The 22,843-nt window shown below is 70.8% G+C and carries 20 protein-coding genes and 1 tRNA gene; 15 read left to right on the top strand and 6 right to left on the bottom strand.

Annotation, left to right across the window (positions count from 1 at the left end):
• The first annotated feature begins 124 nt into the window (after positions 1 to 124).
• Entirely contained in the window at positions 125 to 802 is a 678-nt protein-coding gene (locus IWX63_RS05055; protein ID WP_199277071.1) for a Crp/Fnr family transcriptional regulator, read from the top strand.
• A gap of 166 nt (positions 803 to 968) precedes the next feature.
• Here IWX63_RS05055 and IWX63_RS05050 read toward each other — a convergent pair whose 3' ends face one another.
• From IWX63_RS05050 to IWX63_RS05040, 3 genes are read right to left on the bottom strand one after another with little or no spacing between them, the layout of a single operon-like run.
• Positions 969 to 1,883: an NUDIX hydrolase gene (locus tag IWX63_RS05050; RefSeq protein WP_199277070.1), complete on the bottom strand. Its 915-nt coding sequence runs from the start codon at positions 1,881 to 1,883 to the stop codon at positions 969 to 971.
• A gap of 3 nt (positions 1,884 to 1,886) precedes the next feature.
• Positions 1,887 to 2,369 (bottom strand): RidA family protein, encoded by a 483-nt coding sequence (locus IWX63_RS05045; protein ID WP_334685647.1) that lies wholly within the window; start codon positions 2,367 to 2,369, stop codon positions 1,887 to 1,889.
• 2 nt (positions 2,370 to 2,371) lie between these two features.
• On the bottom strand, positions 2,372 to 2,527 hold the full coding sequence (locus tag IWX63_RS05040) for a DUF4177 domain-containing protein (RefSeq protein WP_137370103.1): 156 nt from the start codon (positions 2,525 to 2,527) through the stop codon (positions 2,372 to 2,374).
• A gap of 35 nt (positions 2,528 to 2,562) precedes the next feature.
• On the opposite strand from IWX63_RS05040, the gene IWX63_RS05035 reads away from it, so the two are divergent.
• The 5 genes from IWX63_RS05035 to IWX63_RS05015 all read left to right on the top strand — a co-directional run bounded on the left by IWX63_RS05035 (position 2,563) and on the right by IWX63_RS05015 (position 9,752).
• Positions 2,563 to 4,833 carry a transglycosylase domain-containing protein gene (locus IWX63_RS05035; protein WP_199277068.1) on the top strand — a complete coding sequence of 757 codons (2,271 nt, stop codon included), beginning with the start codon at positions 2,563 to 2,565 and terminating at the stop codon, positions 4,831 to 4,833.
• Between the two features lies 1 nt (position 4,834).
• On the top strand, positions 4,835 to 5,782 hold the full coding sequence (locus IWX63_RS05030; protein ID WP_442859095.1) for a metallophosphoesterase: 948 nt from the start codon (positions 4,835 to 4,837) through the stop codon (positions 5,780 to 5,782).
• A 112-nt stretch (positions 5,783 to 5,894) separates the two neighbouring features.
• Positions 5,895 to 7,718 (top strand): ABC transporter ATP-binding protein, encoded by a 1,824-nt coding sequence (locus IWX63_RS05025; RefSeq protein WP_199277066.1) that lies wholly within the window; start codon positions 5,895 to 5,897, stop codon positions 7,716 to 7,718.
• Positions 7,715 to 9,577 (top strand): ABC transporter ATP-binding protein, encoded by a 1,863-nt coding sequence (locus IWX63_RS05020; RefSeq protein WP_199277065.1) that lies wholly within the window; start codon positions 7,715 to 7,717, stop codon positions 9,575 to 9,577. The genes IWX63_RS05025 and IWX63_RS05020 overlap by 4 nt, the downstream gene beginning before the upstream one ends.
• A 98-nt stretch (positions 9,578 to 9,675) precedes the next feature.
• A tRNA-Pro gene (locus tag IWX63_RS05015) sits at positions 9,676 to 9,752 on the top strand.
• A 59-nt stretch (positions 9,753 to 9,811) separates the two neighbouring features.
• Here IWX63_RS05015 and IWX63_RS05010 read toward each other — a convergent pair.
• From IWX63_RS05010 to purD, 3 genes are all read right to left on the bottom strand, one after another.
• The gene (locus IWX63_RS05010; protein WP_334685646.1) at positions 9,812 to 10,801 is read right to left on the bottom strand and encodes a hypothetical protein; all 990 of its coding nucleotides are present in this window, start codon (positions 10,799 to 10,801) and stop codon (positions 9,812 to 9,814) included.
• Positions 10,802 to 11,144: 343 nt separating this feature from the next.
• Positions 11,145 to 12,044, bottom strand: coding sequence for a phosphoribosylaminoimidazolesuccinocarboxamide synthase (locus tag IWX63_RS05005; protein WP_199277064.1), 900 nt, complete (start codon positions 12,042 to 12,044; stop codon positions 11,145 to 11,147).
• Positions 12,041 to 13,333 (bottom strand): phosphoribosylamine--glycine ligase, encoded by a 1,293-nt coding sequence (purD, locus tag IWX63_RS05000; protein WP_199277063.1) that lies wholly within the window; start codon positions 13,331 to 13,333, stop codon positions 12,041 to 12,043. The genes IWX63_RS05005 and purD overlap by 4 nt, the downstream gene beginning before the upstream one ends.
• 105 nt (positions 13,334 to 13,438) lie before the next feature.
• On the opposite strand from purD, the gene IWX63_RS04995 reads away from it, so the two are divergent.
• The 9 genes from IWX63_RS04995 (at position 13,439) to purM (ending at position 22,797) form a co-directional block, all read left to right on the top strand.
• On the top strand, positions 13,439 to 15,121 hold the full coding sequence (locus IWX63_RS04995) for a molybdopterin-dependent oxidoreductase (protein ID WP_199277062.1): 1,683 nt from the start codon (positions 13,439 to 13,441) through the stop codon (positions 15,119 to 15,121).
• A gap of 120 nt (positions 15,122 to 15,241) precedes the next feature.
• Complete coding sequence (locus IWX63_RS04990; protein WP_199277061.1) at positions 15,242 to 16,246, top strand: asparaginase; 1,005 nt, start codon at positions 15,242 to 15,244, stop codon at positions 16,244 to 16,246.
• A 12-nt stretch (positions 16,247 to 16,258) separates the two neighbouring features.
• On the top strand, positions 16,259 to 16,624 hold the full coding sequence (locus IWX63_RS04985) for a sterol carrier family protein (protein ID WP_199277060.1): 366 nt from the start codon (positions 16,259 to 16,261) through the stop codon (positions 16,622 to 16,624).
• Positions 16,621 to 18,207: a DUF2079 domain-containing protein gene (locus tag IWX63_RS04980; RefSeq protein WP_199277059.1), complete on the top strand. Its 1,587-nt coding sequence runs from the start codon at positions 16,621 to 16,623 to the stop codon at positions 18,205 to 18,207. Before IWX63_RS04985 ends, IWX63_RS04980 begins: the two co-directional genes overlap by 4 nt.
• Positions 18,208 to 18,226: 19 nt before the next feature.
• A complete protein-coding gene (locus IWX63_RS04975; protein WP_334685645.1) occupies positions 18,227 to 18,664 on the top strand; it encodes a hypothetical protein in 438 nt (145 codons plus the stop codon).
• Between the two features lie 107 nt (positions 18,665 to 18,771).
• Positions 18,772 to 18,945 (top strand): DUF1059 domain-containing protein, encoded by a 174-nt coding sequence (locus IWX63_RS04970; RefSeq protein WP_199277058.1) that lies wholly within the window; start codon positions 18,772 to 18,774, stop codon positions 18,943 to 18,945.
• A 10-nt stretch (positions 18,946 to 18,955) separates the two neighbouring features.
• Positions 18,956 to 20,077, top strand: a complete 1,122-nt coding sequence (locus IWX63_RS04965; RefSeq protein ID WP_199277057.1) for an EAL domain-containing protein — start codon at positions 18,956 to 18,958, stop codon at positions 20,075 to 20,077.
• A 48-nt stretch (positions 20,078 to 20,125) separates the two neighbouring features.
• The gene (purF, locus tag IWX63_RS04960) at positions 20,126 to 21,685 is read left to right on the top strand and encodes an amidophosphoribosyltransferase (RefSeq protein ID WP_199277056.1); all 1,560 of its coding nucleotides are present in this window, start codon (positions 20,126 to 20,128) and stop codon (positions 21,683 to 21,685) included.
• Positions 21,682 to 22,797: a phosphoribosylformylglycinamidine cyclo-ligase gene (purM, locus tag IWX63_RS04955; RefSeq protein WP_199277055.1), complete on the top strand. Its 1,116-nt coding sequence runs from the start codon at positions 21,682 to 21,684 to the stop codon at positions 22,795 to 22,797. The genes purF and purM overlap by 4 nt, the downstream gene beginning before the upstream one ends.
• Positions 22,798 to 22,843: the final 46 nt, after the last annotated feature.

The raw sequence follows: 22,843 nt of genomic DNA, 5'->3' as shown, positions 1-22,843 counted from the left end.
CCGCAATACGCGCGGCGGAGGCGTGTATCAGTCGTCACATCCGCTCGGGTACGGCAAGATGGGACAGGAGAAGACAGCGGGGACCGCTGCGGGACGACGCACTACAGACGCATCAGGAGAATTAATGGACATCGAGGTACTGCGCCGGGCACCCCTCTTCGCATCACTGGGAGACGACGTCTTCGCCGCGCTCACGGACGAGCTGATCGAGGTCGATCTGCCCCGCGGGTCGTCGGTCTTCCGCGAGGGCGACCAGGGCGATCAGCTCTACTTCATCGTCTCCGGCAAGATCAAGCTCGGACGCACGGCCCAGGACGGCCGGGAGAACCTCCTCGCGATCCTCGGCCCCGGGGAGCTGTTCGGCGAGATGGCCCTCTTCGATCCGAGCCCCCGCACCGCGACCGCGACCGCCGTGTCCGAGACGCGCCTGGCCGGCCTGAAGAACGAGGACCTGCGCACGCTGCTCGAGACCCGGCCCGAGGTCTCGGCCCAGCTCCTGCAGGCCCTGGCCCGCCGCCTCCGCCGTACCAACGAGTCGCTGGCCGACCTCGTGTTCTCGGACGTCCCGGGTCGCGTGGCGAAGGCCCTGCTCGATCTCGCGGACCGGTTCGGCCGGCCTGCGACCGACGGCGTCCTCGTGGCGCACGAACTCACGCAGGAGGAACTGGCGCAGCTCGTGGGTGCTTCCCGCGAGACCGTCAACAAGGCCCTGGCCGAGTTCGTCCAGCGCGGATGGCTCCGCCTCGAGGCGCGCGCCGTCGTCATCCTCGACATCCAGCGTCTGCGACAGCGTAGCCGCTGACCGTCGGCGTCCATTCGGCGCCGGGTGGGACTCCTCCCTCGTCCGAGTGCGCAGGTGTGGTGGGTGCTGGGCTGGCTGTCCCTAGTTCCCAACGCGACACCCACCACAGGTGCGCAACGAGCCGAACGGGGAGGGCAGAAGGCGGGCGAAGCCCGGGACGACGGCGTCAGCGCCCGCGCTGAACCGACCCGCCCTCCGTGAGCTTGGGACATTCGACCTGCAGCATGAGGTCGCCGTCGCGCTCGGAGAGCTCCGGGTGGTACAGCTTCACCGGGCGCTTGTGGGAGAGGTAGGCGATGCAGCCCCGCGAGGAGCCGATCTTCTCGAGGATGATCTCCACGGCGGGCACCGCGAGCTCGCTGAGCGTGCAGCCCACGGTATTCGGCTGGCCCACCTCGTCGCCGAGCCGTGTGGTGTCGCGGTCGGTCACCTCGTGCGCGGCCCAGCGCCACTCGCCCCAGACACCCTTGCTCTCGAGGATGCTCGGTTCCTGGTTCACGGGCTGCGCGGCCGCGAAATAGTGGGTGTCGAAGCGGCGGTGGGCGAAGTCCGGAGTGACCCAGTGCGAGAGCGGCTTGATGAGGTCCGTCCGGACGCCGAGGCCGCGGCGGCTGAGGATGTCCGTGAACCGGCACTCCCCCTCGTTGATGGCCTCGCGCGCCTTCATCCACTCCCTGGCCTGGGTGCCCTCGACCAGCGACGACGCGTCGGGCCCGGCCAGCAGCACGCCGGTCTCCTCGAAGAGCTCCCGGATGGCACACAGGACGTGCCGCCGCGCTATCCGGTGGTCCTCGACGCCGAGCGTCTTCGCCCACATCGACGGCGTGGGGCCGTACCAGGGGATCTCGTCGTCGTCGGACTCCTCGATGCTGCCGCCCGGGAAGCCGATGACACCCAACGGGGACTGCCCCCGGCGGTAGGAGAGGTAGGTCTCGGTGCCGATCGCGCTGTCGCGCAGCAGCACCACGGACGACGCCGGGCGGGCCTTGAGGGGTGTGCGCTCCCCGTGTTCGATCCAGCTCTGTGCCGCCGAACGCTGGTCCGGATGGACGGGGAAGAGCCTGGTGCTGAGACGGTCCACGGCCTAGATGAACTCCGCGATGATCTCGACCTCGACGGGCGAGTCGAGAGGGAGGACGGCGACGCCGACGGCGGAGCGGGCATGGACGCCGGCATCGCCGAGGACGGTACCGAGGAGGTCCGAGGCACCGTTGATCACACCGGGCTGGCCGGTGAACGAGGGATCCGAGGCGACGAACCCCACGACCTTCACGATCCGTGTGATGCGGTCGAGGTCACCGATCCGGTCCTTGATCGCTGCGAGCGCGTTCACGGCGCAGGTCGCGGCGAGACCCGTCGCGGTCGCAGCATCGACACCCGCTCCGACCTTGCCCGAAGCTGGGAGTTTGCCGTCAATGAAGGGCAGCTGTCCCGAGGTGTAGACGTGGTTGCCGCTCACGACGGCGGGGACGTACGAGGCGACCGGCGGGACGACGGCGGGCAGAGTGATCCCGAGGTCGGCGAGGCGTGCCTCGGCCCGCGAGATCACGGGATTCCCTGCGGTCACTGCTAGCTCTTCTCCCTCTTGAGGTAGGCGACGAGGCCGTTGCCGTCCGGCCCGGGAACCACCTGCACGAGCTCCCATCCGTCGTCGCCCCACTGATCGAGGATCTGCTTCGTCGCGTGGATGATGAGCGGAATCGTGGAGTACTCCCATTTCGTCATGGGGAAAGCCTAGCGCGTGCTTGTAAACTGGAATAATGGCTGCTCGCAAATCACCCCTGTTCGACACGGCGACCACTCTCGGCAAGATCATCGCATTCCTCGGAATCAGCTGCCTTGCCGGCGTGCTCGCCGCAGGTCTCCTCGTGCCCGTGGCTGCCGCCGCCGGAACGGGGGCCTCCGCGTCGATCGAGTTCTTCGAGGAGCTGCCCGCCGAGCTGGAACGCGAGGCGCTGGCGCAGCCGACCAGGATCGAGGCCGCGGACGGGGCGCTCATCGCGACGCTGTTCGAGGAGAACCGGCAGCCCGTGACGCTCGACCAGGTCTCGCCGACCATGCAGGACGCCCTGATCTCCATCGAGGACTACCGCTACTACAACCACGGCGGCGTCGACCTCGAGGGCATCCTCGGTGCGATCGCCAGCAACGTGTCCAGCGGCACGAGCCGCGGAGCATCCACCATCACGCAGCAGTTCGTCAACAACGTGCTGATCGACTCCGCACGGCAGAACGGCGGAACGGTCACCCTGAGCGGCGGCGGCAAGACCGTCGGCGACAAGCTCCGCGAGATGAAGCTCGCCATCGCCGTCGAGAAGGAGCTCTCGAAGGAGGAGATCCTCGAGGGCTACCTCAACATCGTCCCGTTCAGCGGCACCACCTACGGCGTGCAGGCCGCGTCGAAGTACTTCTTCAGCGTCGACGCGAAGGATCTCAACATCCAGCAGAGCGCGCTGCTGGCCGGGCTCGTCAACGGCCCGAGCGCCTACAGTCCCGAGTCGAACCCCGAAGGCGCACTGCAGCGCCGCAACATCGTCATCGACGCCATGCTCACCCGCGACAAGATCACGCAGGAGGAGCACGACGCCGCCATCGCCACGGATCTCGGCCTGAACATCACGCCGATGTACAGCGGCTGCGTCGGAGCCGCCCAGGCGCCCTACTTCTGCGACTACGTCACGCACCTCATCCTCAACGATCCCGCCTACGGCGAGACGGTCGAGGACCGCGAGAAGGTGCTGTACCGCAGCGGCCTGACGATCAAGACGACCCTCGACACCCCTGTCCAGGCGGCCGCGCAGATCGCGGTCAACGAGACGGCGGACCCCGACACCACCGACGGCGCCGTGGGTCATTCCATGACCAGCCTCGAGCCCGGGACGGGCAACATCCTCTCCATGGCGCAGAACACCCGGTACCTGCCGGGTGAGGCCGCCGGCGACTCGGTGCTGAACTTCAGCGTGGACCAGTATCAGGGCGGGGATCCCACCAAGAGCCTCGGCGGCGTGGGCGGTTTCCAGCCCGGGTCGACGTTCAAGCCGTTCACGGTGGCCGCCTGGGTGGACTCCGGCCGCTCCCTGAACACCCCCATCGACGGCCGGAAGCGCACCTACCCCGAGGGCGACAAATGGCCGGCGAGCTGCCTGCGCGGCGGCGCGTACACCGTCCTGAGCGACGACGGCAAGGGCTACACCCCGCAGAACTACGGCGACACCAACTACGGGACCTTCACGGTCCTCCGGGGCCTGGCGCAGTCCTACAACACCATCACCATGGAGACGGCGCGCCAGCTGGACATGTGCAGGATCTTCGACATCGCGTTCGACATGGGCGTGCACAACGGCAAGAGCGCGAGCGGTGAGCCGGAGAAGCTCGACGTCCTCGCGCCGGGCCTGATCGGTGGAGTCCAGGACGTGGCCCCGCTGTCCATGGCGACGGCGTTCGCCGGGTTCGCGGCCGAGGGCAATGTGTGCCAGCCCCGCGCCCTCACCGAGGTGACCGCCGCGGACGGCACGAGCTACCCCGTCGCCCCGATCGACTGCAAGCAGGCCGTGCCGAAGGAGACCGCGCAGGGCGTGAACTACGCGACGCAGGAAGTCATCGAGTCCGGTTCCGGCCAGCTCCTCGAGTTCGGGGACATCCCGATGGCCGGCAAGACGGGCACCAATGACCAGCGCTCGCAGACCTGGTTCATGGGGTACAACTCGGGCATGGCGACCGCGAGCTGGATCGGCAACTGGAAGGCCGGCAACACGTCCCTCAGCGGCCTCCAGATCGGCGGGCGCACCTACCCGGAGATCGACGGTTCGCTCATCGCCGGCCCCTCCTGGGCGCGGTTCATGCAGCAGATCCCGGGTCTGCACGTCGGGAAGCCCTTCGTGGATCCTCCTGCCCGCATCATCAACGGCTCGCAGCGCGGCACCACGCCGGGCACGAACAACCGGGGAACTGGCACGGGTGGCTCCACCGGTGGTACCACTGGAGGAACGACCGGCAACAACGGCAACGGCACCAATGGAGGAAACGGCTAGCGTGACATCGACTCAGACATCCCGGAGCGGGGCACCGCTCGGCTGGGCGGCAGGGCTCACCCTGACCGCCGCGGCCGCAACCCTCGCCTACGCTTCGACTGTCGAGCGCACGCTCTACGAGGTGAGGGAGGAGACCCTCCCCATCCTCCCGCAGGGCGCCGCTCCCCTGCGGGTCCTGCACCTCTCGGACATCCACATGGTGCCCGGCCAGATGTCGAAGGCCGACTGGCTGCACAGCCTGGCGAGCCTGAAACCGGATCTCGTGGTCAACACCGGTGACAACCTCAGCCACCGGAAGGCCCTGGGGCCCCTCCTCGACGCGCTCGAACCGCTGCTGACGGTGCCCGGCGTCTTCGTCCCGGGCTCCAACGACTATTACGCCCCGATGCTCAAGAATCCGCTGCGCTACTTCGCCGGTCCCTCGATCGCACCCAAGGAGTCCGTCCCGCAGGATCTGCCCTGGGCTGACATGTTCAGCGCGTTCGGCGCGGCCGGATGGGTGGACCTGACCAACCGGTCCCAGTCGGTCGGCTTCAAGGGCATGCGCATCGACTTCACCGGCGTGGACGATCCGCACCTCAACCGCGATCGGTACGTGCCCTACCCGTCCGGGAGCAGCACCTCGGCGCAGGCGCCGCACATCAGGGTGGCCGTGGCCCATGCACCGTACCAGCGCGTCCTCGACTACTTCACGGCCGGCGGCGCAGAGCTCATCCTCGCGGGTCACACGCACGGCGGCCAGGTCTGCATCCCGGGCTACGGTGCACTCCTCAGCAACTGCGACCTGCCGACCTGGCGGGCGCGGGGGCTGACGCAGTGGGAGTCGGGCGGGCGGTCCGTCCCGCTCAACGTCTCGGCGGGCATCGGGACGTCACGCTTCGCGCCGATCAGGTTCGCCTGCCGGCCCGAAGCGGTGCTCCTGACGCTCACCCCCGGGGGCGGGAACTAGCCGGCACCTGCCTGCTTCTTCACGCCCCGCGGCTGTGACCGACGTTACAGTCCCCGTGGCTTAGGATCGTTGCTGAGGGACACCAACAACCATCGATCACCGAAGAGTCGGCATGAAGAACCAGAACACGCTGTGGGAATCGCTCGGCTGCCTGTACCCGCACGTCAAGCCCATCGTTCCCCGGCTGCTCCTCGGCCTGCTCTGCGCGCTCGGTGCGAGCCTCATGGCCCTGGCGATCCCCCAGGTGCTCCGCGTGCTCATCAACGACGCCCTGGCCGAGGGCGGGTCCGCCCGCACGGTCTGGATCGCGTCCGGCGTCGTCCTGCTCCTCGGCGTCCTCGAGGCCACGTTCGTGGCGCTGCGACGCCAGTTCGTCATCACGCCGGCGACGACGGTCGAGACGGCCATGCGCACGTCCTTCTACCGCCACCTGCAGAACCTGACCGTCGAGTTCCACGACCGCTGGGGCAGCGGACAGCTCCTCTCCCGCGCCATGAGCGACCTCAACCTGATGCGGCGGTGGATGGCGTTCGGGCTCATCATGCTGGTCGTGACCTCGCTGACCGTGGTGATCGGCGTCGTCATCATGTTCTTCATGAGCTGGGTCCTGGCCCTGATCTTCCTCGCGGCCGCCGTGCCGCTGATGGTCTACGGCTACCGCTTCCGGACCTCCTACAGCCGGGTGTCCCGCAAGAGCCAGGACCAGGCCGGCGACCTCGCGACGACGGTCGAGGAATCGGTCCACGGCATCCGGGTCCTGAAGGCGTTCGGCCGCAGCGGCGAGGCCCTCGAGGATTTCGAGGAGCAGGCCGAGGAGCTCCGCCGGACCGAGATCTACAAGGCGAAGTCCCTCGCGAACTTCTCGATGATCGTCACGCTGCTGCCCGAACTCGCGCTCGGCGCGTCCCTCGTCGTGGGGGTGATGCTGGCCGCGAACGGCGACGTCAGCATCGGCGCCCTCGTGGCCTTCTTCGCGACCGCCGCCGCCGTGGCGGGACCCGTCGAGTTCATCGGCCCGCTGCTCGCCATGACCTTCACGGCGAAGACGGCGATCGACAGGCACTACGAGGTCATGGAGTCGGAGAATACCATCACCGATCCGGCCGTGCCCGTGCACCTCGAGGCGCCCCGGGGCGACGTCGTGTTCGACGCCGTCCACTTCCGCTATCCCGATGCGCAGGAGGACGCCGGCGATGTGGTCGACGGCGTCGACCTGACCCTGCACGCCGGCGAGACCATGGCCCTGGTCGGGGTGACGGGGTGCGGCAAGAGCACGCTCCTGCAGCTGGTCCCCCGCCTGCACGACGTGACGGCGGGCAGCATCACGATCGACGGCGTGGACCTCCGGGAGTTCACGCTCGGCGACCTGCGGACCCTCGTGGCGGTCGCCTTCGAGGACACCACGCTGTTCTCGAACTCCGTCCGCGACAACGTCCTCATGGGCTCCGACGCCACGGGTGCGGAGGCCGAACGGGTCCTCGCCGAGGCACTCGAGGTCGCGCAGGCCCGGTTCGCCTACGATCTGCCCGAGGGCCTCGACACGCTCATCGGCGAGGAGGGCCTCAGCCTGTCCGGGGGCCAGCGCCAGCGCATCGCCCTGGCCCGCGCGATCGCGGCGCAGCCCACCGTCCTGGTCCTCGACGATCCCCTGTCCGCACTCGACGTCGCCACGGAGGAGCGCGTCGAGGTGGGGCTGCGCGCCATGCTCCGCGCCACCACGACACTCATCGTCGCCCACCGGCCGTCCACCGTCGCCCTCGCTGACCGGGTGGCGCTGATGCAGGACGGCCGGATCGCCGACGTCGGCACGCACTCCGAACTGCTCGCCCGCAACGACCACTACCGCTACGTCATCGCCAGCCTCGACGACGAGGAGATCGCGCAGCTCGGACGCACCGTCCACCCCGTACCCGACGACGAGGAGGCGCTGGCATGAGCCGCGCCACGACAGCGCCCGGCGAGACGCCGAAGGACGGGGAGGGGCAGGGAGCCACCTCCGCCGGTGTCCTCAACGAGGACGACGTCCTCCTCGACCGGGCACAGAGCAAATCCGTCCGCGCCCGGTCCTTCCGCCTCCTCGGCTCGCTGATCCGGCCCAACCGCCGGCAGTTCATCTGGACCGTCCTGCTGGTCGTCATCTCGCAGGCGGCCCGCGTGGCCGGACCGGCGATCATCGCGTTCGGCATCGACCGCGCCCTGCCCGCCCTGATGGCGGGTGATCCCCTCATGCTGTGGGTCGCCGGCGGCACCTACCTCCTGGCGGCCGTCCTCGCCTCGGTCCTGACCGCGGGGTACGTGCGGGCGACGGCACAGCTCAGCCAGGCCATGCTGCTGGACCTGCGCCTGCGGGTCTTCCGGCACACGCAGCGCCTCAGCCTCGAGTTCCACGAGAAGTACACCTCCGGGCGCATCATCTCCCGCCAGACCTCGGACCTCGAGGCACTGCGGGAGCTGCTCGATTCGGGCGTGAGCTCCCTCGCGTCCGGGGCCATTTTCATGCTGTTCACCGCCGTCACGATCTTCGCCCTCGACTGGCGGACGGGACTGCTGATCCTGGCCGCCGCGGTCCCCATGTTCCTCCTCGCCCGCTGGTACCAGAAGCACTCGCAGATCGCCTACCGGGAGTCCCGGGTGGTGTCGGCGAAACTCATCGTCCACTTCATCGAGACGATGACCGGGATCCGCGCCGTCAAGGCGTTCCGCCGCGAGAAGGTCAATGCCGCCCGGTACGACGAGCTGGCGGAGGACTACCGGCTGGTCACGGTCCGCTCCATCAACCTGAACGGCGTCTTCCAGCCCGGACTGGTGCTGATCGGCAATGTGACCGTCGCCGTCGTCCTCGTCTTCGGCGGGTTCAGGGTCCTCGGCGGCTCGCTCGAGGTCGGGGCGCTGCTGGCCCTGCTGCTCTACAGCAAGCGGTTCTTCCAGCCCGTGGACCAGATGGCGATGTTCTACAACTCCTTCCAGTCCGCCGCCGCGGCGCTCGAGAAGGTCTCCGGCCTGCTCGAGGAGGTCCCCACCGTGCGTCCCCCCAAGCACCCGGTCGCCCTCCCCGATCCGCGCGGCGCCGTCGAGTTCCACGACGTCGAGTTCCGCTACGGGAACGGACCCGTGGTGCTGCCGCGGCTGGACCTGACCATCCACGCCGGGCAGACGGTGGCCCTCGTGGGCCAGACCGGTGCCGGCAAGTCGACGCTGGCCAAGCTGATCGCCCGGTTCTACGACGTGTCCGAGGGCAGTCTCACGCTCGACGACGTCGACCTCCGCGATCTCGCGCCGGCCGACCTCCGGCGCGCCGTCGTCATGGTCACGCAGGAGGCGTTCCTCTTCAGCGGTTCCGTGGCGGACAACATCGCCCTCGGCAAGCCCGAAGCCGGCCGCGAGGAGATCGTCGCGGCCGCCCGGGCCGTGGGCGCCGAAAGGTTCATCCTGGACCTGCCCGAGGGCTTCGACACGGACGTCAACAAGCGCGGCGGGCGCGTCTCGGCGGGGCAGCGGCAGCTCATCAGCTTCGCGCGCGCGTTCCTCGCCGATCCGGCGGTCCTGATCCTCGACGAGGCGACGTCGTCCCTGGACATCCCCAGTGAACGCCTGGTGCAGGAGGGCCTGCAGAAGCTGCTCGGGAACCGGACCGCGCTGATCATCGCGCACCGGCTCTCCACCGTGGCCATCGCCGACCGCGTGCTCGTGGTCCACGACGGCCGCGTCGTGGAGGACGGGACGCCCGCCGAGCTCATCGGCGGTACGGGGCGCTTCGCGACACTGCACGCGGCATGGAAGGACTCCCTGGTCTGACGCAGCAGGGCGGAGCCGGCGCCGGTTTTCCTCGCCGGTGATCCTCCGCTATCCTTGGACAGTTGCTGTTCGGGAGGTCCGCCTCCCGGGAGCGGCATCGGGGTGTGGCGCAGCTTGGTAGCGCGCGTCGTTCGGGACGACGAGGTCGCAGGTTCAAATCCTGTCACCCCGACCAGTGAAAGAAAGAGGCCCGCCGGCAGCAGCCGGCGGGCCTTTCCCATGTCCGGCCCGCGGTCAGCGCGCGGAGACGGTCACCACCTCGTACCCGCCGGGATCGACGACGCCGAACTTGGCGTTCGCGAGTGCGAGCGTGTCGCCGAACAGTGCCACCGTCGTCGGCACGTTGAACAGCGGGCTCGTGATGACGTCCTCGACCTCGCCGCGGGTCAGGTCCTTCGACAGGTCGATCCGGCTGACCTGGTTGATCCTGTTCTGGACGGCGTAGACGGTGTCCCCCTTGGCGAGGATGCCGTCCACGTTCGGCAGCGCGCCCGTCGCGATGTCCGCGCTGACGCCGGTCTCCGGGTCCACGGTGTAGATCGCCTGGTTCGCCGAATGCGCCACGATCAGCGTCCTGCCGCGGTCCACCGAGGTGATGCCGTTGAGGTTGAAGCCCGGCGTCACGGCTGCTGCCGGGCCGGACAGGGCGATCGTCTCGGGGTCCCCGAGCTCGCCGTCGTGGCCGACGGGGACGAAGTACAGCTCTGCGGACCGGGAGTTGGTGAAGTAGGCGCCGTCCCGCGTGAGCGTGACGTCGTTGATGAACGCATCGCCCGTGGCGAGCTGGAAATCCGCCACCGCGGCGCCCGTGTCGGTGTCGTAGACGTACGCCTGGCCCGTGCCTCCGCCGGCGACGAACAGCAGGTCGTTCCGGACGTCGGCCTTGAGGCCGACGGCGGCCCTGCCGTCGGGTGCGTCGATGAAGAGTTCGGCCGTCCCCTTCCGGAGGTCGCCGCGGAAGACGTCCCCGCGGCCGAGGTCTCCTGCATAGAAGGTGGAGCCCTTGCCCTTGGCGATACCCTCGGCGGAGGATGCGCCGGGGAGCGGGATACTGATGTCCTGCTGCCGGTGGGAGGACACCGACGCCGGGAGGGAGGACGTCGGTGGTGCGGCCACGGCGCCTGCCGCCGGCAGCAGGACGGCGGTCACGGCGAGAACGAGGGCCGCCCGGGTCGTGTGGCGGGTGGCGGTCGAGCGGCGCGGGGTGTGCTGGGTGCTGTTCACTGTGCTCCTCGATGGGTTCGGCGCCGCTCGTCGCCCTAAGGATCCGCACGGCGCTGTGTCGAAAGGAATGCTGGTCGGCAGAATGCCGGGTCGGAAAATCCGGGTCGGAAAAAGCCCGGTCGGCCGGCGGGGCTGCAGGCCGGACCGAGACGACAACGATCCGCCCGCGGGCATCGTCCCCGCGCCTCGGCGTGGCGCCGGTCGGGCTGCAGGTGACGGGGGCCGCCTCGGTGGTCGTCGCGCACGGCCTTCGCGGCCGGCCGGGCGTGTCCCGTCGCGACCCGCCGCAGGAGCAGCCCGACCCGTGGAACCTGGACCGACGGCCGTTCGACCGGCACGGGCCTCAGGCGAAGGTGCGGCCCGTCAGGCGCTCGTAGGCCTCGACGTAGCGGGCGCGCGTGCGCTCGACGACGTCGGCGGGCAGCGCCGGGGGGTCCGACTCCCGGTCCCAGCCGGAGGCGTCGGACGTCAGCCAGTCGCGGACGAACTGCTTGTCGAAGGAGGGCTGTGCCTGTCCGGGCGCGTAGAGCGCGGCATCCCAGAAGCGTGAGGAGTCCGGCGTCAGCACCTCGTCGCCGAGGGTGATGAGGCCGGTGTACGGATCGAGGCCGAACTCCACCTTCGTGTCGGCGAGGATGATGCCGCGCTCCCGGGCGATCGCCTCCGCCGCGGTGTAGATGTCGAGGGTGAGGGACCGCAGCTGGGCCGCGGTGTCGTCGCCCACCGTCATGACGACGGCGTCGTAGGTGATGTTCTCGTCGTGCTCGCCCACCTCGGCCTTCGCGGACGGCGTGAAGAGGGCCGGCTGGAGCCGGGAGCCGTCCATGAGGCCCTCGGGCAGGGGCAGGGAGCAGACGGTCCGGGACCGCCGGTATTCCAGCAGCCCGCTCCCGGTCAGGTAGCCGCGGGCGATGCACTCGATCGGGTACATGACGAGCCTGCGGCAGATCATCGCCCGGCCCTCGACGGCGGCGGGGACGCCACCGGCGGCGTCGGAGGCGATCACGTGGTTCGGGATGCCGGTGAGGCGCTCGAACCACCAGAGGCTGAGCTGCGTGAGCACGCGCCCCTTGTCGGGGATCTCGGTGGCCAGGACGTGGTCGTAGGCGCTGATGCGGTCGCTCGCCACCACGAGCACGACGTCGTCGCGCCCGTCCTCCGGCTCGTACAGGTCGCGGACCTTGCCCGAATAGACGTGTCGCCAGCCCGGCAGGTCGGGGTGCTCCGGTGCGAAGGTGCTCATGCCGTGGCCGTCGCGGGGCCCGTGACCGCGATCTCCGATCGGGAGGCCTTGAGGGCGATGTCCGTGCGGAACTGCCCGCCCGCGAGGTCGATCCGGCCCAGGCTCTCGTAGGCGGTGGTCCGTGCCTCCGCCAGCGAGTCCCCGACCCCGACGACGGCCAGCACCCGGCCGCCGGAGCTCACCACCTTGCCGTTCCGCAGCGCGGTGCCGGCGTGCAGGACGTGCGCGCGCTCCACCTGTGCTGCCTTCTTCAGCCCGCGCACGCGCCGGCCCGTCACCGGGGCGTCGGGATAGTTCTCGGAGGCGAGCACGACGGCGACGGCGGTCTCGGGCGACCAGTTGAGCGGGTCGATCTGGTCGAGGGTGCCCTTCGCGGCGGCGAGGAGCACCCCGCCGAGCGGAGTGGTCAGGCGTGCGAGGACGGCCTGCGTCTCCGGGTCCCCGAAGCGTGCGTTGAACTCGATGACGCGCATGCCGCGGGACGTCAGCGCCAGGCCGACGTAGAGGACGCCGGCGAAGGGCGTGCCGCGGTGCGCCATCTCGTCGATCACGGGCTGCGCCACCCGCGTGATGACCTCGTCCACGAGGCCGGCCGGCACCCACTCGAGCGGCGAGTAGGCGCCCATGCCGCCCGTGTTGGGGCCCTGGTCGCCGTCGTGGATGCGCTTGAAGTCCTGTGCGGGTGCCAGCGGGACCACGGTGCGGCCGTCGGAGAGCACGAACACCGAGACCTCGGGTCCGTCGAGGTACTCCTCGATGACCACGGTGCCTCCCGCCGCGAAGCACGCCGACGCATGGGCACGGGCCACGGCGAGATCGTCCGTGACGACGACCCCCTTGCCGGCGGCGAGCCCGTCGTCCTTCACCACATAGGGCGCACCGAAGGAGCAGAGCGCTTCGCCGGCCTCCTCGTCCGTGGCGGCGACGCGGGCCATCGCGGTCGGCACGCCGGCTGCGGCCATGACCTGCTTGGCGAAGGCCTTGGAGGCCTCGAGCTGCGCAGCGGCCCGCGTCGGTCCGAAGACGGGGATCCCGGCCTCGAGCAGGGCGTCCGCGACGCCGGCGGCGAGCGGGGCCTCGGGTCCGATCACCACGAGGCCGGAGCCGAGCCGGCGGGCGAGCCCGACGACGACGGCGGGATCGCTCGCGTCGACGTCGTGGGTGGGCACGTCCTCGGCGATTCCGGCGTTGCCGGGGGCCGCATGCACCTCCCGGACGAAGGGGTCGGCCAACAAGGCCCGGACGATGGCGTGCTCGCGGCCTCCGGGGCCCAGTACAAGAACCTTCACAGTTAGACAGCGTACTTGAGGGGCTTCCCACCCGACACAGGATCGGCGCCTGTTACGGCGACCTGCTCGACCCATACGGCCCGCAGGCCTCTCCGAATACTTCCCATGAGCAACCTCTCGACGTCCCGCCGCGGCCTTCCCCTGCTCGCCGCGCTCGCCGGCATCATCGCCGCCGGCGTGGTGCTCGGCGTCGCCGAACTCGCCGGGGCCTTCTTCCGGGCGAGCGCCACCCCCGTCATCGCCATGGGCTCCACGTTCATCGACTTCACCCCGCCGTGGATGAAGGACTTCGCCATTGCGACGTTCGGCACCAACGACAAGCTGGCCCTGCTCGTCGGGATGGGCATCACGATCACGCTGCTGGCCGGCGCCCTCGGCATCGTGGCGTTCCGTCGGTGGGCGCTCGGCGTCGTGGGGGTGCTGTTCATGGGGGCCGTCATCCTGGCCTGCGTCCTCACCCGGGCCGGCGCCTCCCTGCCGGATGCCATCCCGACCGTCGTCGGCACCGCCGCAGGGCTGCTGGCGCTGCGCTGGCTGGTCGCCCGCCTGCGGCACGCCGCCGTCGCTCCTTCCTTTGACGGTCCCGCGCCTGCGGATGCCGCGGGCGGGACGGAAGTGACCATCACGGAGGCCGCCGGGAACGACGGCGCCCGCACCGGGTCCGTCGCGACAGCGACCGCACCCGCGACCGGGCATGCCGGGCCGACGAGCTCCGGAACGACGTCGCGGCGCGGCTTCTTCGCCGCCGCGGGCGTGACCGCCGTCGTTGCTGCCGCGGCCGCCGGTGGTGGCCGCGTCCTGGCGGGAGCGCGCAACAACGTCGCCGCGGTCCGCGACAGCCTGCAGTTCCCCGCTCCGGCCAGTCCGGCGCCGCCGCTGCCCGCGGGAGTCCAGTCGCCCGTGGCGGGCGTGACCCCCTTCGTCACCCCGAACGGAGACTTCTACCGGATCGACACGGCGCTCAGCGTCCCCCAGCTCACCACGGACGACTGGGTGCTCCGCGTCCACGGCATGGTGGAGGAGGAGTTCGAACTCACCTTCCAGGACCTTCTGGACGCCGACCTCATCGAACGCCACATCACCCTCACCTGCGTCTCCAACCCCGTGGGCGGATACCTGGCCGGGACCGCGAAGTGGCTCGGCTACCCGCTGCGCGACGTCCTCGCGCGGGCCAGGCCCCTCGACGGCGCGGACATGGTCCTGTCCACGAGTTCGGACGGCTTCAGCGCCTCCACTCCCCTGCCCGTCCTGCAGGACGACCGCGACGCCATCCTCGCCGTCGCCATGAACGGCGAGCCCCTGCCGGTGGAGCACGGGTTCCCGGTCCGCATGGTGGTCCCCGGCCTCTACGGGTACGTCTCGGCGACGAAGTGGGTCGTGGACCTCGAGGTCACGCGCTTCGCCGACAGCACGGCGTACTGGACGGACCGCGGCTGGTCCGAGATGGGCCCCATCAAGACGATGGCGCGCGTCGAGGTCCCCAAGTCCTTCGCGCAGGTCGACGGCGGCAGCGTCATGCTCGGCGGCGTCGCCTGGTCCCAGCAGCGCGGCATCACCGCGGTCGAGGTCTCGATCGACGGCGGCGACTGGGAGGCCGTGACCCTCGCCGCCGAGGCCTCCGTGGACACCTGGCGCCAGTGGTCGCACGAGATCTCGCTGGAGCCCGGGCTGCACACGGTCCGGGCGAGGGCCACGGACGCCGTCGACGGGCTCCAGACCGACGAGCGCGCGGACACCGTCCCGAACGGTGCGTCGGGCTGGCAGTCGGTGCAGTTCACGGTGAAGTAGCCGCCCGCCCCGCCGCTCCCGGGACCTGCGCCCACCGGATGACCGTCCTCTCGGGTGGGCGTAGTGGCGCCGGCGGAGAATTGCCCTGGGTCAGCGCAGCAGATAAGGAATACTGGGACCATGCCCTCCACTTTCACTACGGCTGACGCCGTGGACTTCGCCGTCCTCGAACGCAACGGTTTCATCGAGTCCCGCCACGTCGGTGCCGCCGTCGTCCTCGCCGCCGACGGCTCCGTGGTGACCGGACTCGGGGACATCACGAGCCCGATCTTCCCGCGGTCCACGCTCAAGCCGTTCCAGGCCCTGGCCAGCATGAAGGCGGGGGTGCCGCTGCGTGGACCGCAGGTGGCCCTCGCAGCGGCCAGCCACGTGGCCAGCAAGGAGCACATGGCCGTGGTCCGGACCATGCTCGACGCCGCCGGGGTCACCGAGGACCACCTGCAGTGCCCCGAGGACTGGCCGCAGGACGAGGAGGCCCGCAACGAGCTCGTCCGCAGCGGCAAGGGCAAGCAGCGCATCGCCTTCAACTGCTCCGGCAAGCACGCGGCCTTCCTGTGGGCGTGCACGGAGAACGGCTGGGACACCGACACCTATCTCGACCCCACCCACCCGCTGCAGCGGTCCGTGGCCTCCGTCATCGAGGAGTACACGGAGGAGTCCGTGTCGGCCTGGGGCGTGGACGGGTGCGGCGCACCCGTCGCCGCCGTGTCGCTGACCGGCCTCGCCCGCGGGATCGGGAAGATCGCGAAGGCGCCGTCGGACAAGCATGCGGACGCGCGCGCGGCGACGATCGCCACCGCGATGCTCGACTACCCCTGGGCCGTACACGGCAACGGCATGGAGAACTCGGTGGTCATGGAGGATCTCGGCGTGCTCGCCAAGAGCGGGGCCGAGGGTGTCCTCGTCCTCGCAGCACCCACCGGTGCCTGCCTGGCCCTGAAGGTCCTCGACGGCAACGCCCGCGCGGCGACCCTCGTGGGCCTCACGCTCCTCGCGGCGTCCGGTGCGATCGACGCCGAGAAGGTCGGGGCCACCCTCGAGAAGGTCGTCTCCCCGGTCCTCGGCGGGGGTCGCTCCGTGGGCAGCCTGCGCCTGGCCGCGCCGGTCCTGGCCCTGCTCGACTAGGAGCGGCAGCGCATGGCACGACGACGCATCTCCGCTGAGGACGGCCATCGCGCACTGGCGCAGGTGGCCGACGGCTCGGCCGGCCGGACCGAACTCGCCATGGCGGTGCGGTTCACCCTCGAGGAACTCGCCGAGCTCGCACCCGGCAACAGCGTCGAGGTGCGCGTCCCCCCGTTCGGCGTCACCCAGTGCGTCGAGGGGCCGCGCCACACCCGCGGCACGCCACCGAACGTCGTCGAGACCGATGCCGCCACCTGGCTCGCGCTCGCCACCGGGACCACGGGCTGGCCGGATGCGGTCGCAGCGGGCAAAGTGGCGGCCTCCGGCCAGCGCGCCGACCTGAGTGCCTGGCTGCCCCTCGTCGGGCGCCGCCGGTGACCGGCGACGCGCCGAGCGCGGGCCTGACGCCGCAGTCCGGGAAGACGCCGCCGGCGCGCCCGGAGCCCGGAGCGGCCACGGATCCGGCGACCTCCAGGCCACGTGCGACCGGCCCGGACCGGTCGCCAGGGAACGACCAGGACCGGGAGCCCGGGCACCACCCGGACCGTGCGGACCGCCCCGCCACCCTTCGCGCGCGCACGGCCGCCGCGGTCCGCCGGCAGCCGCCCGGCGCCTGGCTGACCGGCCTCGCGGCCACCATCCTCTACACGGTCTTCTCCGTCACCCAGTGGAACCGGCTGGATTCGCCGTCCTGGGACCTCGGGATCTTCACGCAGCTCGCGAAGGCCTACGCGCGCTTCGGCGCGCCGATCGTCCCGATCAAGGGCGAGGACTTCAACCTCCTGGGTGACCACTTCCACCCGCTGCTCGTCCTGCTGGGACCCGCGTACGCGGTCGCGCCGTCGGGCCTGGCCATCCTGATCGTGCAGAACCTGCTCTTCGGTCTGTCCGTGGCGGTCGTGGCGCGCACCGGCGTGCGGCTGCTCGGATCCGTCGCCGGGATCGCGGTCGGGATCGCCTACGCACTGTCCTGGGGCCTGCAGTCCGCCGTCGCGGCGCAGTTCCACGAGATCGCCTTCGCCGTCCCGCTCCTGGCCCTCAGCCTCGAGGCGGTACTGGCGCGGCGGGTGCTGCCCGCCGTCCTGTGGGGCGGGCTGCTCGTCTTCGTGAAGGAGGACCTCGGGCTCACCGTCATGGCCCTCGGGCTGGTCATCGCGTGGCGGCTCCGGGCGGTGGCCGGCGTGTGGCTCGCGGCCTGGGGAGCGCTGTGGCTGGTCCTCTCCGTGCGCCTGATCCTGCCGGCGCTGAACGCCACCGGCCAGTACGACTACTCGGACCGGATCGACGCCGGCGCGATGATCGCGGACCCCGCCGGCGCCGTCGTCGGCCTCCTCACCGGCACCGCGAAGCACGAGACGCTCCTGCTGCTCCTGCTCGCCGGCGGTGTCCTGTTCCTCCGCTCGTCCCTGAGCCTGATCCTCGTGCCGACCCTGCTGTGGCGGTTCGCCTCCGGCCAGGAGGGGTACTGGGGACCCGAGTGGCATTACAGCGCGGTCCTCATGCCCGTGCTGTTCCTCGGCCTCGTGGACGGCGTGCACTCCCTGCGGGCCGACCGCCGCCGCTGGGTGCGGTCCGCGGCGCTGCTGGGGATCCCCGCCGCCGTCGCCGCCTGCCTGGTCCTGCTGCCGAGCCAGAAGTTCGCCGTCCTCGCCGAGCCGGACACGTACCGGCAGTCCGGCCGCTGGGACGCCGCCCACCGCATGATGGACCTCATCCCCGAGGGGTCCACGGTGGAGAGCGGCGTGGTCCTCATGGCGTACCTGGTGCCGGAGACCCGCGTGTACTGGCTCGGCAACACCAATCCGGCGCCCGATTACCTGATCGTCGACGCCGACGACTGGAGCTGGGGCGCAACCCGGCCGGCCGACGCCGAGGCGCACGCCGAGCAGCGCTACCCGGGGACGGAGTACACCCCGGTGTTCGACGAGGACGGCTACCAGCTCGTCCGGCTGGAACGCTGACGCCCGGTAGCCTTAAAGCATGACCTCCGAGCAGCCGTCGCCGCACACCTCCCCCGACCAGCCGGATCCGCGGGGCGAGGATCGGGCACCGGCGGACGACCGGCCCGTCCCCGAGGACCGACCCACCGACCGCCCGGACACGCCGGTCCACGACGCCGATCCCGTGCCGGCGCCGGCCCCCGCGCCGGCCGTGCGCGAGGTGACCGTGCGCCGGGCGCCGAAGTTCGTCCCCTTCATGGCGCTCGGCGCGGTCCTCGGTTTCCTCGCGGCCCTGGTGGTCGCCTACACCGGCCCGGAGGATCCGACCCTCACGCGCGAGTCCATCCTCGGGTTCTTCACCGTCGCCTTCGCCCTGCCCGGGCTCCTCCTCGCCGCGCTGCTCGTGCTCGTCATCGACCGCCGCAGTATCAAGCGCGCCGAGCGGGCGCGGGCGGAGCGCGCGGACGACGACGCCTGACGTCCTCCGCCGACGGATCCTGCGCGGAGCTGCTTACACCGCGGGCCCGGGTGACGACAGTAGGGCGTGATGGGGGTAACCGTCGAGCTGGAGAAGAGGACTGTGCCATGAAGGCATTCGCATGTGGAGACGTAGTACCGGGCTGCGAAGCCCGCTGGGTCTGCAGCACGGAGGATGAGGTCCTCGCCCAGGTGGGCGCGCACGCGGCGTCGGCGCACGGCCTGACCGAGATCACGCCCGAACTCGTGGGCGCTGTCCGCGGCAGCATCGTCGCCGTCTGATCCCGGTCCGGTGGAGGCCCTGAACCAGGCGGACGCCGCGCGGGAGAGCGCCGACCTCGCCGCAGCATGCCTGGGTGAGGGGATCACCTCCGCCTACCAGCCCATCATCGACACCGCCCGCGGCACCGTCGTCGGCTATGAGGCCCTCGTCCGTTTCCCGGGGTACAGCGAGAAGAATCCCGAGGTGTGGTTCGCCCGGGCGCGGCGCGAGGGGTGCGCTGCGGAGCTCGAGGCGGCAGCGCTCCGCAGCGCCTTCGCACACCGGGGGACGCTCCCGGCGAACTGCTTCCTCACCGTGAACCTCTCGCCCGCCCTGCTCGCCTCGCCCCTGGTGCGGCATGTGTGGGCCGAGCAGGGCGGCCTCGGCGGGGTCGTCGTCGAGCTGACGGAGCAGACGCCGATCGATTCCTACCTGCAGCTCGAACCCCACCTGGACGCCCTGCGTGCGGCCGGCGCAATGATCGCGGTGGACGACGCAGGGTCCGGCTACGCGGGCCTCCAGCACCTGCTCGCGCTCCGGCCCGCCATCATCAAGATGGACCGGGAGCTGGTGCGCGACATCGACACGGACGAGGCCAAGCGGGCACTGATGGAGATGATCGGACTCTTCGCCAGCAGGGTCGATGCCTGGATCCTCGCGGAGGGCATCGAGCGGGTCGAGGAACTCGACACCCTCGCCGCCCTCGGGGTCCCCCTCGTGCAGGGGTACCTGCTGGGTCGGCCCGCTCCGCCCTGGCAGGCCCTCGACCTCGACCTCGCACTCCGCCTGTCCACCCGGGCGCGCGATGGCGCCGCGTCGACGATCCGCGGCGTCGTCGAACCGGCGGCCACCGCTCTCTCGCCCCTCGCGGCGGCCGCATTGTTCGCCGCGAACCCGAACCTCACCGACGTCGTGCTCCTCGACGGGCGGAGGCCACAGGCGGTCCTCACCGAGGAGGCGGCGCTCCTGGGCATCGTCACCACCGGCCTGGTCGTCAACGTGGACACCCCGGTCGAGGAGGCACTCGCCCGCTCCATCACCCGGGAGGCGTCCTCCCGCTTCGCCCCCCTGCTCGTGACCGACAACGCGGGACGATTCGTCGGCATCGCCCGGATGGAGCGGCTGATCGGGAAGCTGGCCGGCGCGAAATAACCGCGGGTGGAAGAAAGGCGGCGGACCGTACCGTGAGAGAATGGCGGCATGGTGCGCGGCGACGGACAACTCTCCCATGATCTTCTCCCCGGCGAAAAAGGACCCCAGGATGCCTGCGGTGTCTTCGGTGTCTGGGCGCCCGGCGAGGAGGTGGCAAAGCTCGCCTACTACGGCCTGTACGCGCTCCAGCACCGCGGCCAGGAATCGGCGGGCATCGCCACGAGCGACGGCCGCCGGATCAACGTCTACAAGGACATGGGCCTCGTGTCCCAGGTCTTCGACGAATCCACGCTGAACACGCTGACCGGCCACATCGCCGTCGGCCACTGCCGCTACTCCACCACTGGATCCTCGCACTGGGCCAACGCGCAGCCCACGCTCGGCGCCACCGCCGCGGGCACCGTGGCCCTGGCCCACAACGGCAACCTCACCAACTCGGCCGAGCTCTACCAGATGGTCCTCGCCCGCCACGGCAAGCCGCGCGCCGGTGAGATGGCGCAGGGCAACACGACGGACACCGCCCTCGTCACCGCGCTCCTCGACGGCGACGACGACCGCTCCCTGGAGCAGACGGCCCTGGAGCTGCTGCCGAGCATCCGCGGCGCCTTCTGCTTCGTCTTCATGGACGAGGGGACGCTCTACGCGGCACGCGACACCTATGGCGTCCGGCCCCTCGTCCTCGGCCGGCTCGAGCGCGGCTGGGTCGTCGCGTCCGAGCAGGCGGCGCTCGCCACCGTCGGCGCGAGCTTCATCCGGGAGATCGAGCCCGGCGAATTCATCGCGATCGACGAGGACGGCGTACGCAGCAGCCTCTTCGGTCCCCCCACCCCCGCCGGCTGCGTCTTCGAGTACGTGTACCTGGCCCGGCCCGACGCCGCGATCGCCGGCCGCTCCGTGTACGAGGCCCGCGTCGAGATGGGCCGCCAGCTGGCCCGCGAGAACTCGGCCGAGGCGGACATCGTGATCCCGGTCCCCGAGTCCGGGACCCCCGCCGCCGTCGGTTTCGCCGAGGAGTCCGGCATCCCCTTCGCCCACGGCTTCGTGAAGAACGCCTACGTGGGCCGCACCTTCATCCAGCCCAGCCAGACGCTGCGCCAGCTCGGCATCCGGCTCAAGCTCAATGCCCTCGAATCCGTCATCCGCGGCAAGCGCATCATCGTGGTGGATGATTCGATCGTCCGCGGCAACACACAGCGCGCCGTCGTCCGGATGCTGCGCGAAGCCGGCGCCGCCGAGGTCCACGTCAAGATCTCCTCGCCGCCCGTGCGCTGGCCCTGCTTCTACGGCATCGACTTCGCGTCCCGCGCCGAGCTCATCGCGAACGGTGCGGCGGTCGACGAGATCAGCAAGTCCGTCGGTGCCGACAGCCTCGCCTACATCTCCGAGGACGGCATGATAGACGCCACGCAGCAGCCCCGCGAGCGCCTGTGCACGGCCTGCTTCACCGGCAAATACCCCATCGACCTGCCCGACGACGACCGCCTGGGCAAGAACCTGCTCGAGCGCCTCAACCCGGCCGACAGGTCCGGTGCCATCGGCTGCGACCCGGGGCCGGATGCCGAACTCGAAGCCGTACTGACCGTCGACGACAAGAAGGAGCGGGTATGAGCGCGCCCAACCCCATCACGTATGCCAGCGCAGGAGTGGACGTCGAAGCGGGTGACCGCGCCGTCGAGCTCATGAAGGACGCCGTCCGGGCCACGCACGGCGATCAGGTCATCGGCGGGGTCGGCGGTTTCGCCGGGCTCTTCGACGTCTCCCACCTCCTCACCTACACGCGGCCGCTGCTCGCGACGTCGACCGACGGCGTGGGCACCAAGGTGGCCATCGCCCAGGCCATGGACATCCACGACACCATCGGGTTCGACCTCGTGGGCATGGTCGTGGACGACATCGTGGTGGTCGGCGCGGAGCCGCTGTTCATGACCGACTACATCGCGTGCGGGAAGGTGGTCCCCGAGCGCATCGCGGACATCGTCCGCGGCATCGCGGCCGGGTGCTCGGCGGCCGGCACCGCCCTGGTGGGCGGGGAGACCGCGGAACACCCGGGGCTGCTCGGCGAGAACGAGTACGACGTCGCGGGGGCTGCGACCGGCGTCGTCGAGGCCGACCGCGTCCTCGGTCCCGAGCGAGTCCGGGCGGGCGATGTCGTGATCGGCATGGCCTCCTCCGGCCTGCACTCCAACGGCTACTCCCTCGTCCGCCGCGTCATCAACCAGGCCGGCTGGGCGCTGGAGCGGCAGGTCTCCGAACTCGGACGGACGCTCGGCGAGGAACTGCTCGAGCCCACGCGCGTCTACGCCTCCGACTGCCTCGCCCTCGCCCGGAACGACGCCGCGCAGGTGCACGGTTTCAGCCACGTCACCGGCGGCGGGCTGGCGGCGAACCTCGCCCGCGTGCTGCCACGCGGACTCGAAGCCACCGTGGACCGCTCCACCTGGGGACTGCCCCCGATCTTCACGATCGTCTCGCAGCTCGGTTCCGTCCCGCTGCCGGACCTCGAGCGCACCCTCAACCTCGGCGTCGGCATGGTCGCGATCGTCGGGGCCGCCGGTGCCGACGCCGCCCTCGCACAGCTGAACGCGGCAGGCGTCCCGTCCTGGGTCATGGGCAGCGTGCAGGTCGCGGGCGGCGGGAGCACCGACGGACCGGACTACGTCCAGGGTGCCAAGGGCGTCGACGGCGGTTCCGTGCGGCTCCTCGGCGCGTACGCCTCCTGACCCTTCTGGCCTCCAGGGCTCCGGCCCCGGAGCATCCGCCGCCGTC

It is taken from the genome of Arthrobacter sp. CAN_A2 (assembly GCF_015752045.1).
Classification (GTDB): Bacteria; Actinomycetota; Actinomycetes; order Actinomycetales; family Micrococcaceae; genus Arthrobacter_D.
Note: the sequence above shows the minus strand (reverse complement) of the source record. Positions and strands in the feature narration are given on the sequence as shown.

Coding starts and splice junctions, on each gene's coding strand:
- IWX63_RS05020 (WP_199277065.1), top strand. CDS start 7,715: ATGAGCCGCGCCACGACAGCGCCCGGCGAGACGCCGAAGGACGGGGAG.
- purM (WP_199277055.1), top strand. CDS start 21,682: ATGAGCGCGCCCAACCCCATCACGTATGCCAGCGCAGGAGTGGACGTC.
- IWX63_RS04970 (WP_199277058.1), top strand. CDS start 18,772: ATGAAGGCATTCGCATGTGGAGACGTAGTACCGGGCTGCGAAGCCCGC.
- IWX63_RS04990 (WP_199277061.1), top strand. CDS start 15,242: ATGCCCTCCACTTTCACTACGGCTGACGCCGTGGACTTCGCCGTCCTC.
- IWX63_RS05035 (WP_199277068.1), top strand. CDS start 2,563: ATGGCTGCTCGCAAATCACCCCTGTTCGACACGGCGACCACTCTCGGC.
- IWX63_RS05025 (WP_199277066.1), top strand. CDS start 5,895: ATGAAGAACCAGAACACGCTGTGGGAATCGCTCGGCTGCCTGTACCCG.
- IWX63_RS05005 (WP_199277064.1), bottom strand. CDS start 12,044: ATGAGCACCTTCGCACCGGAGCACCCCGACCTGCCGGGCTGGCGACAC.
- IWX63_RS04995 (WP_199277062.1), top strand. CDS start 13,439: ATGAGCAACCTCTCGACGTCCCGCCGCGGCCTTCCCCTGCTCGCCGCG.
- IWX63_RS04975 (WP_334685645.1), top strand. CDS start 18,227: ATGACCTCCGAGCAGCCGTCGCCGCACACCTCCCCCGACCAGCCGGAT.
- IWX63_RS04985 (WP_199277060.1), top strand. CDS start 16,259: ATGGCACGACGACGCATCTCCGCTGAGGACGGCCATCGCGCACTGGCG.
- IWX63_RS05040 (WP_137370103.1), bottom strand. CDS start 2,527: ATGACGAAATGGGAGTACTCCACGATTCCGCTCATCATCCACGCGACG.
- IWX63_RS05055 (WP_199277071.1), top strand. CDS start 125: ATGGACATCGAGGTACTGCGCCGGGCACCCCTCTTCGCATCACTGGGA.
- purF (WP_199277056.1), top strand. CDS start 20,126: ATGGTGCGCGGCGACGGACAACTCTCCCATGATCTTCTCCCCGGCGAA.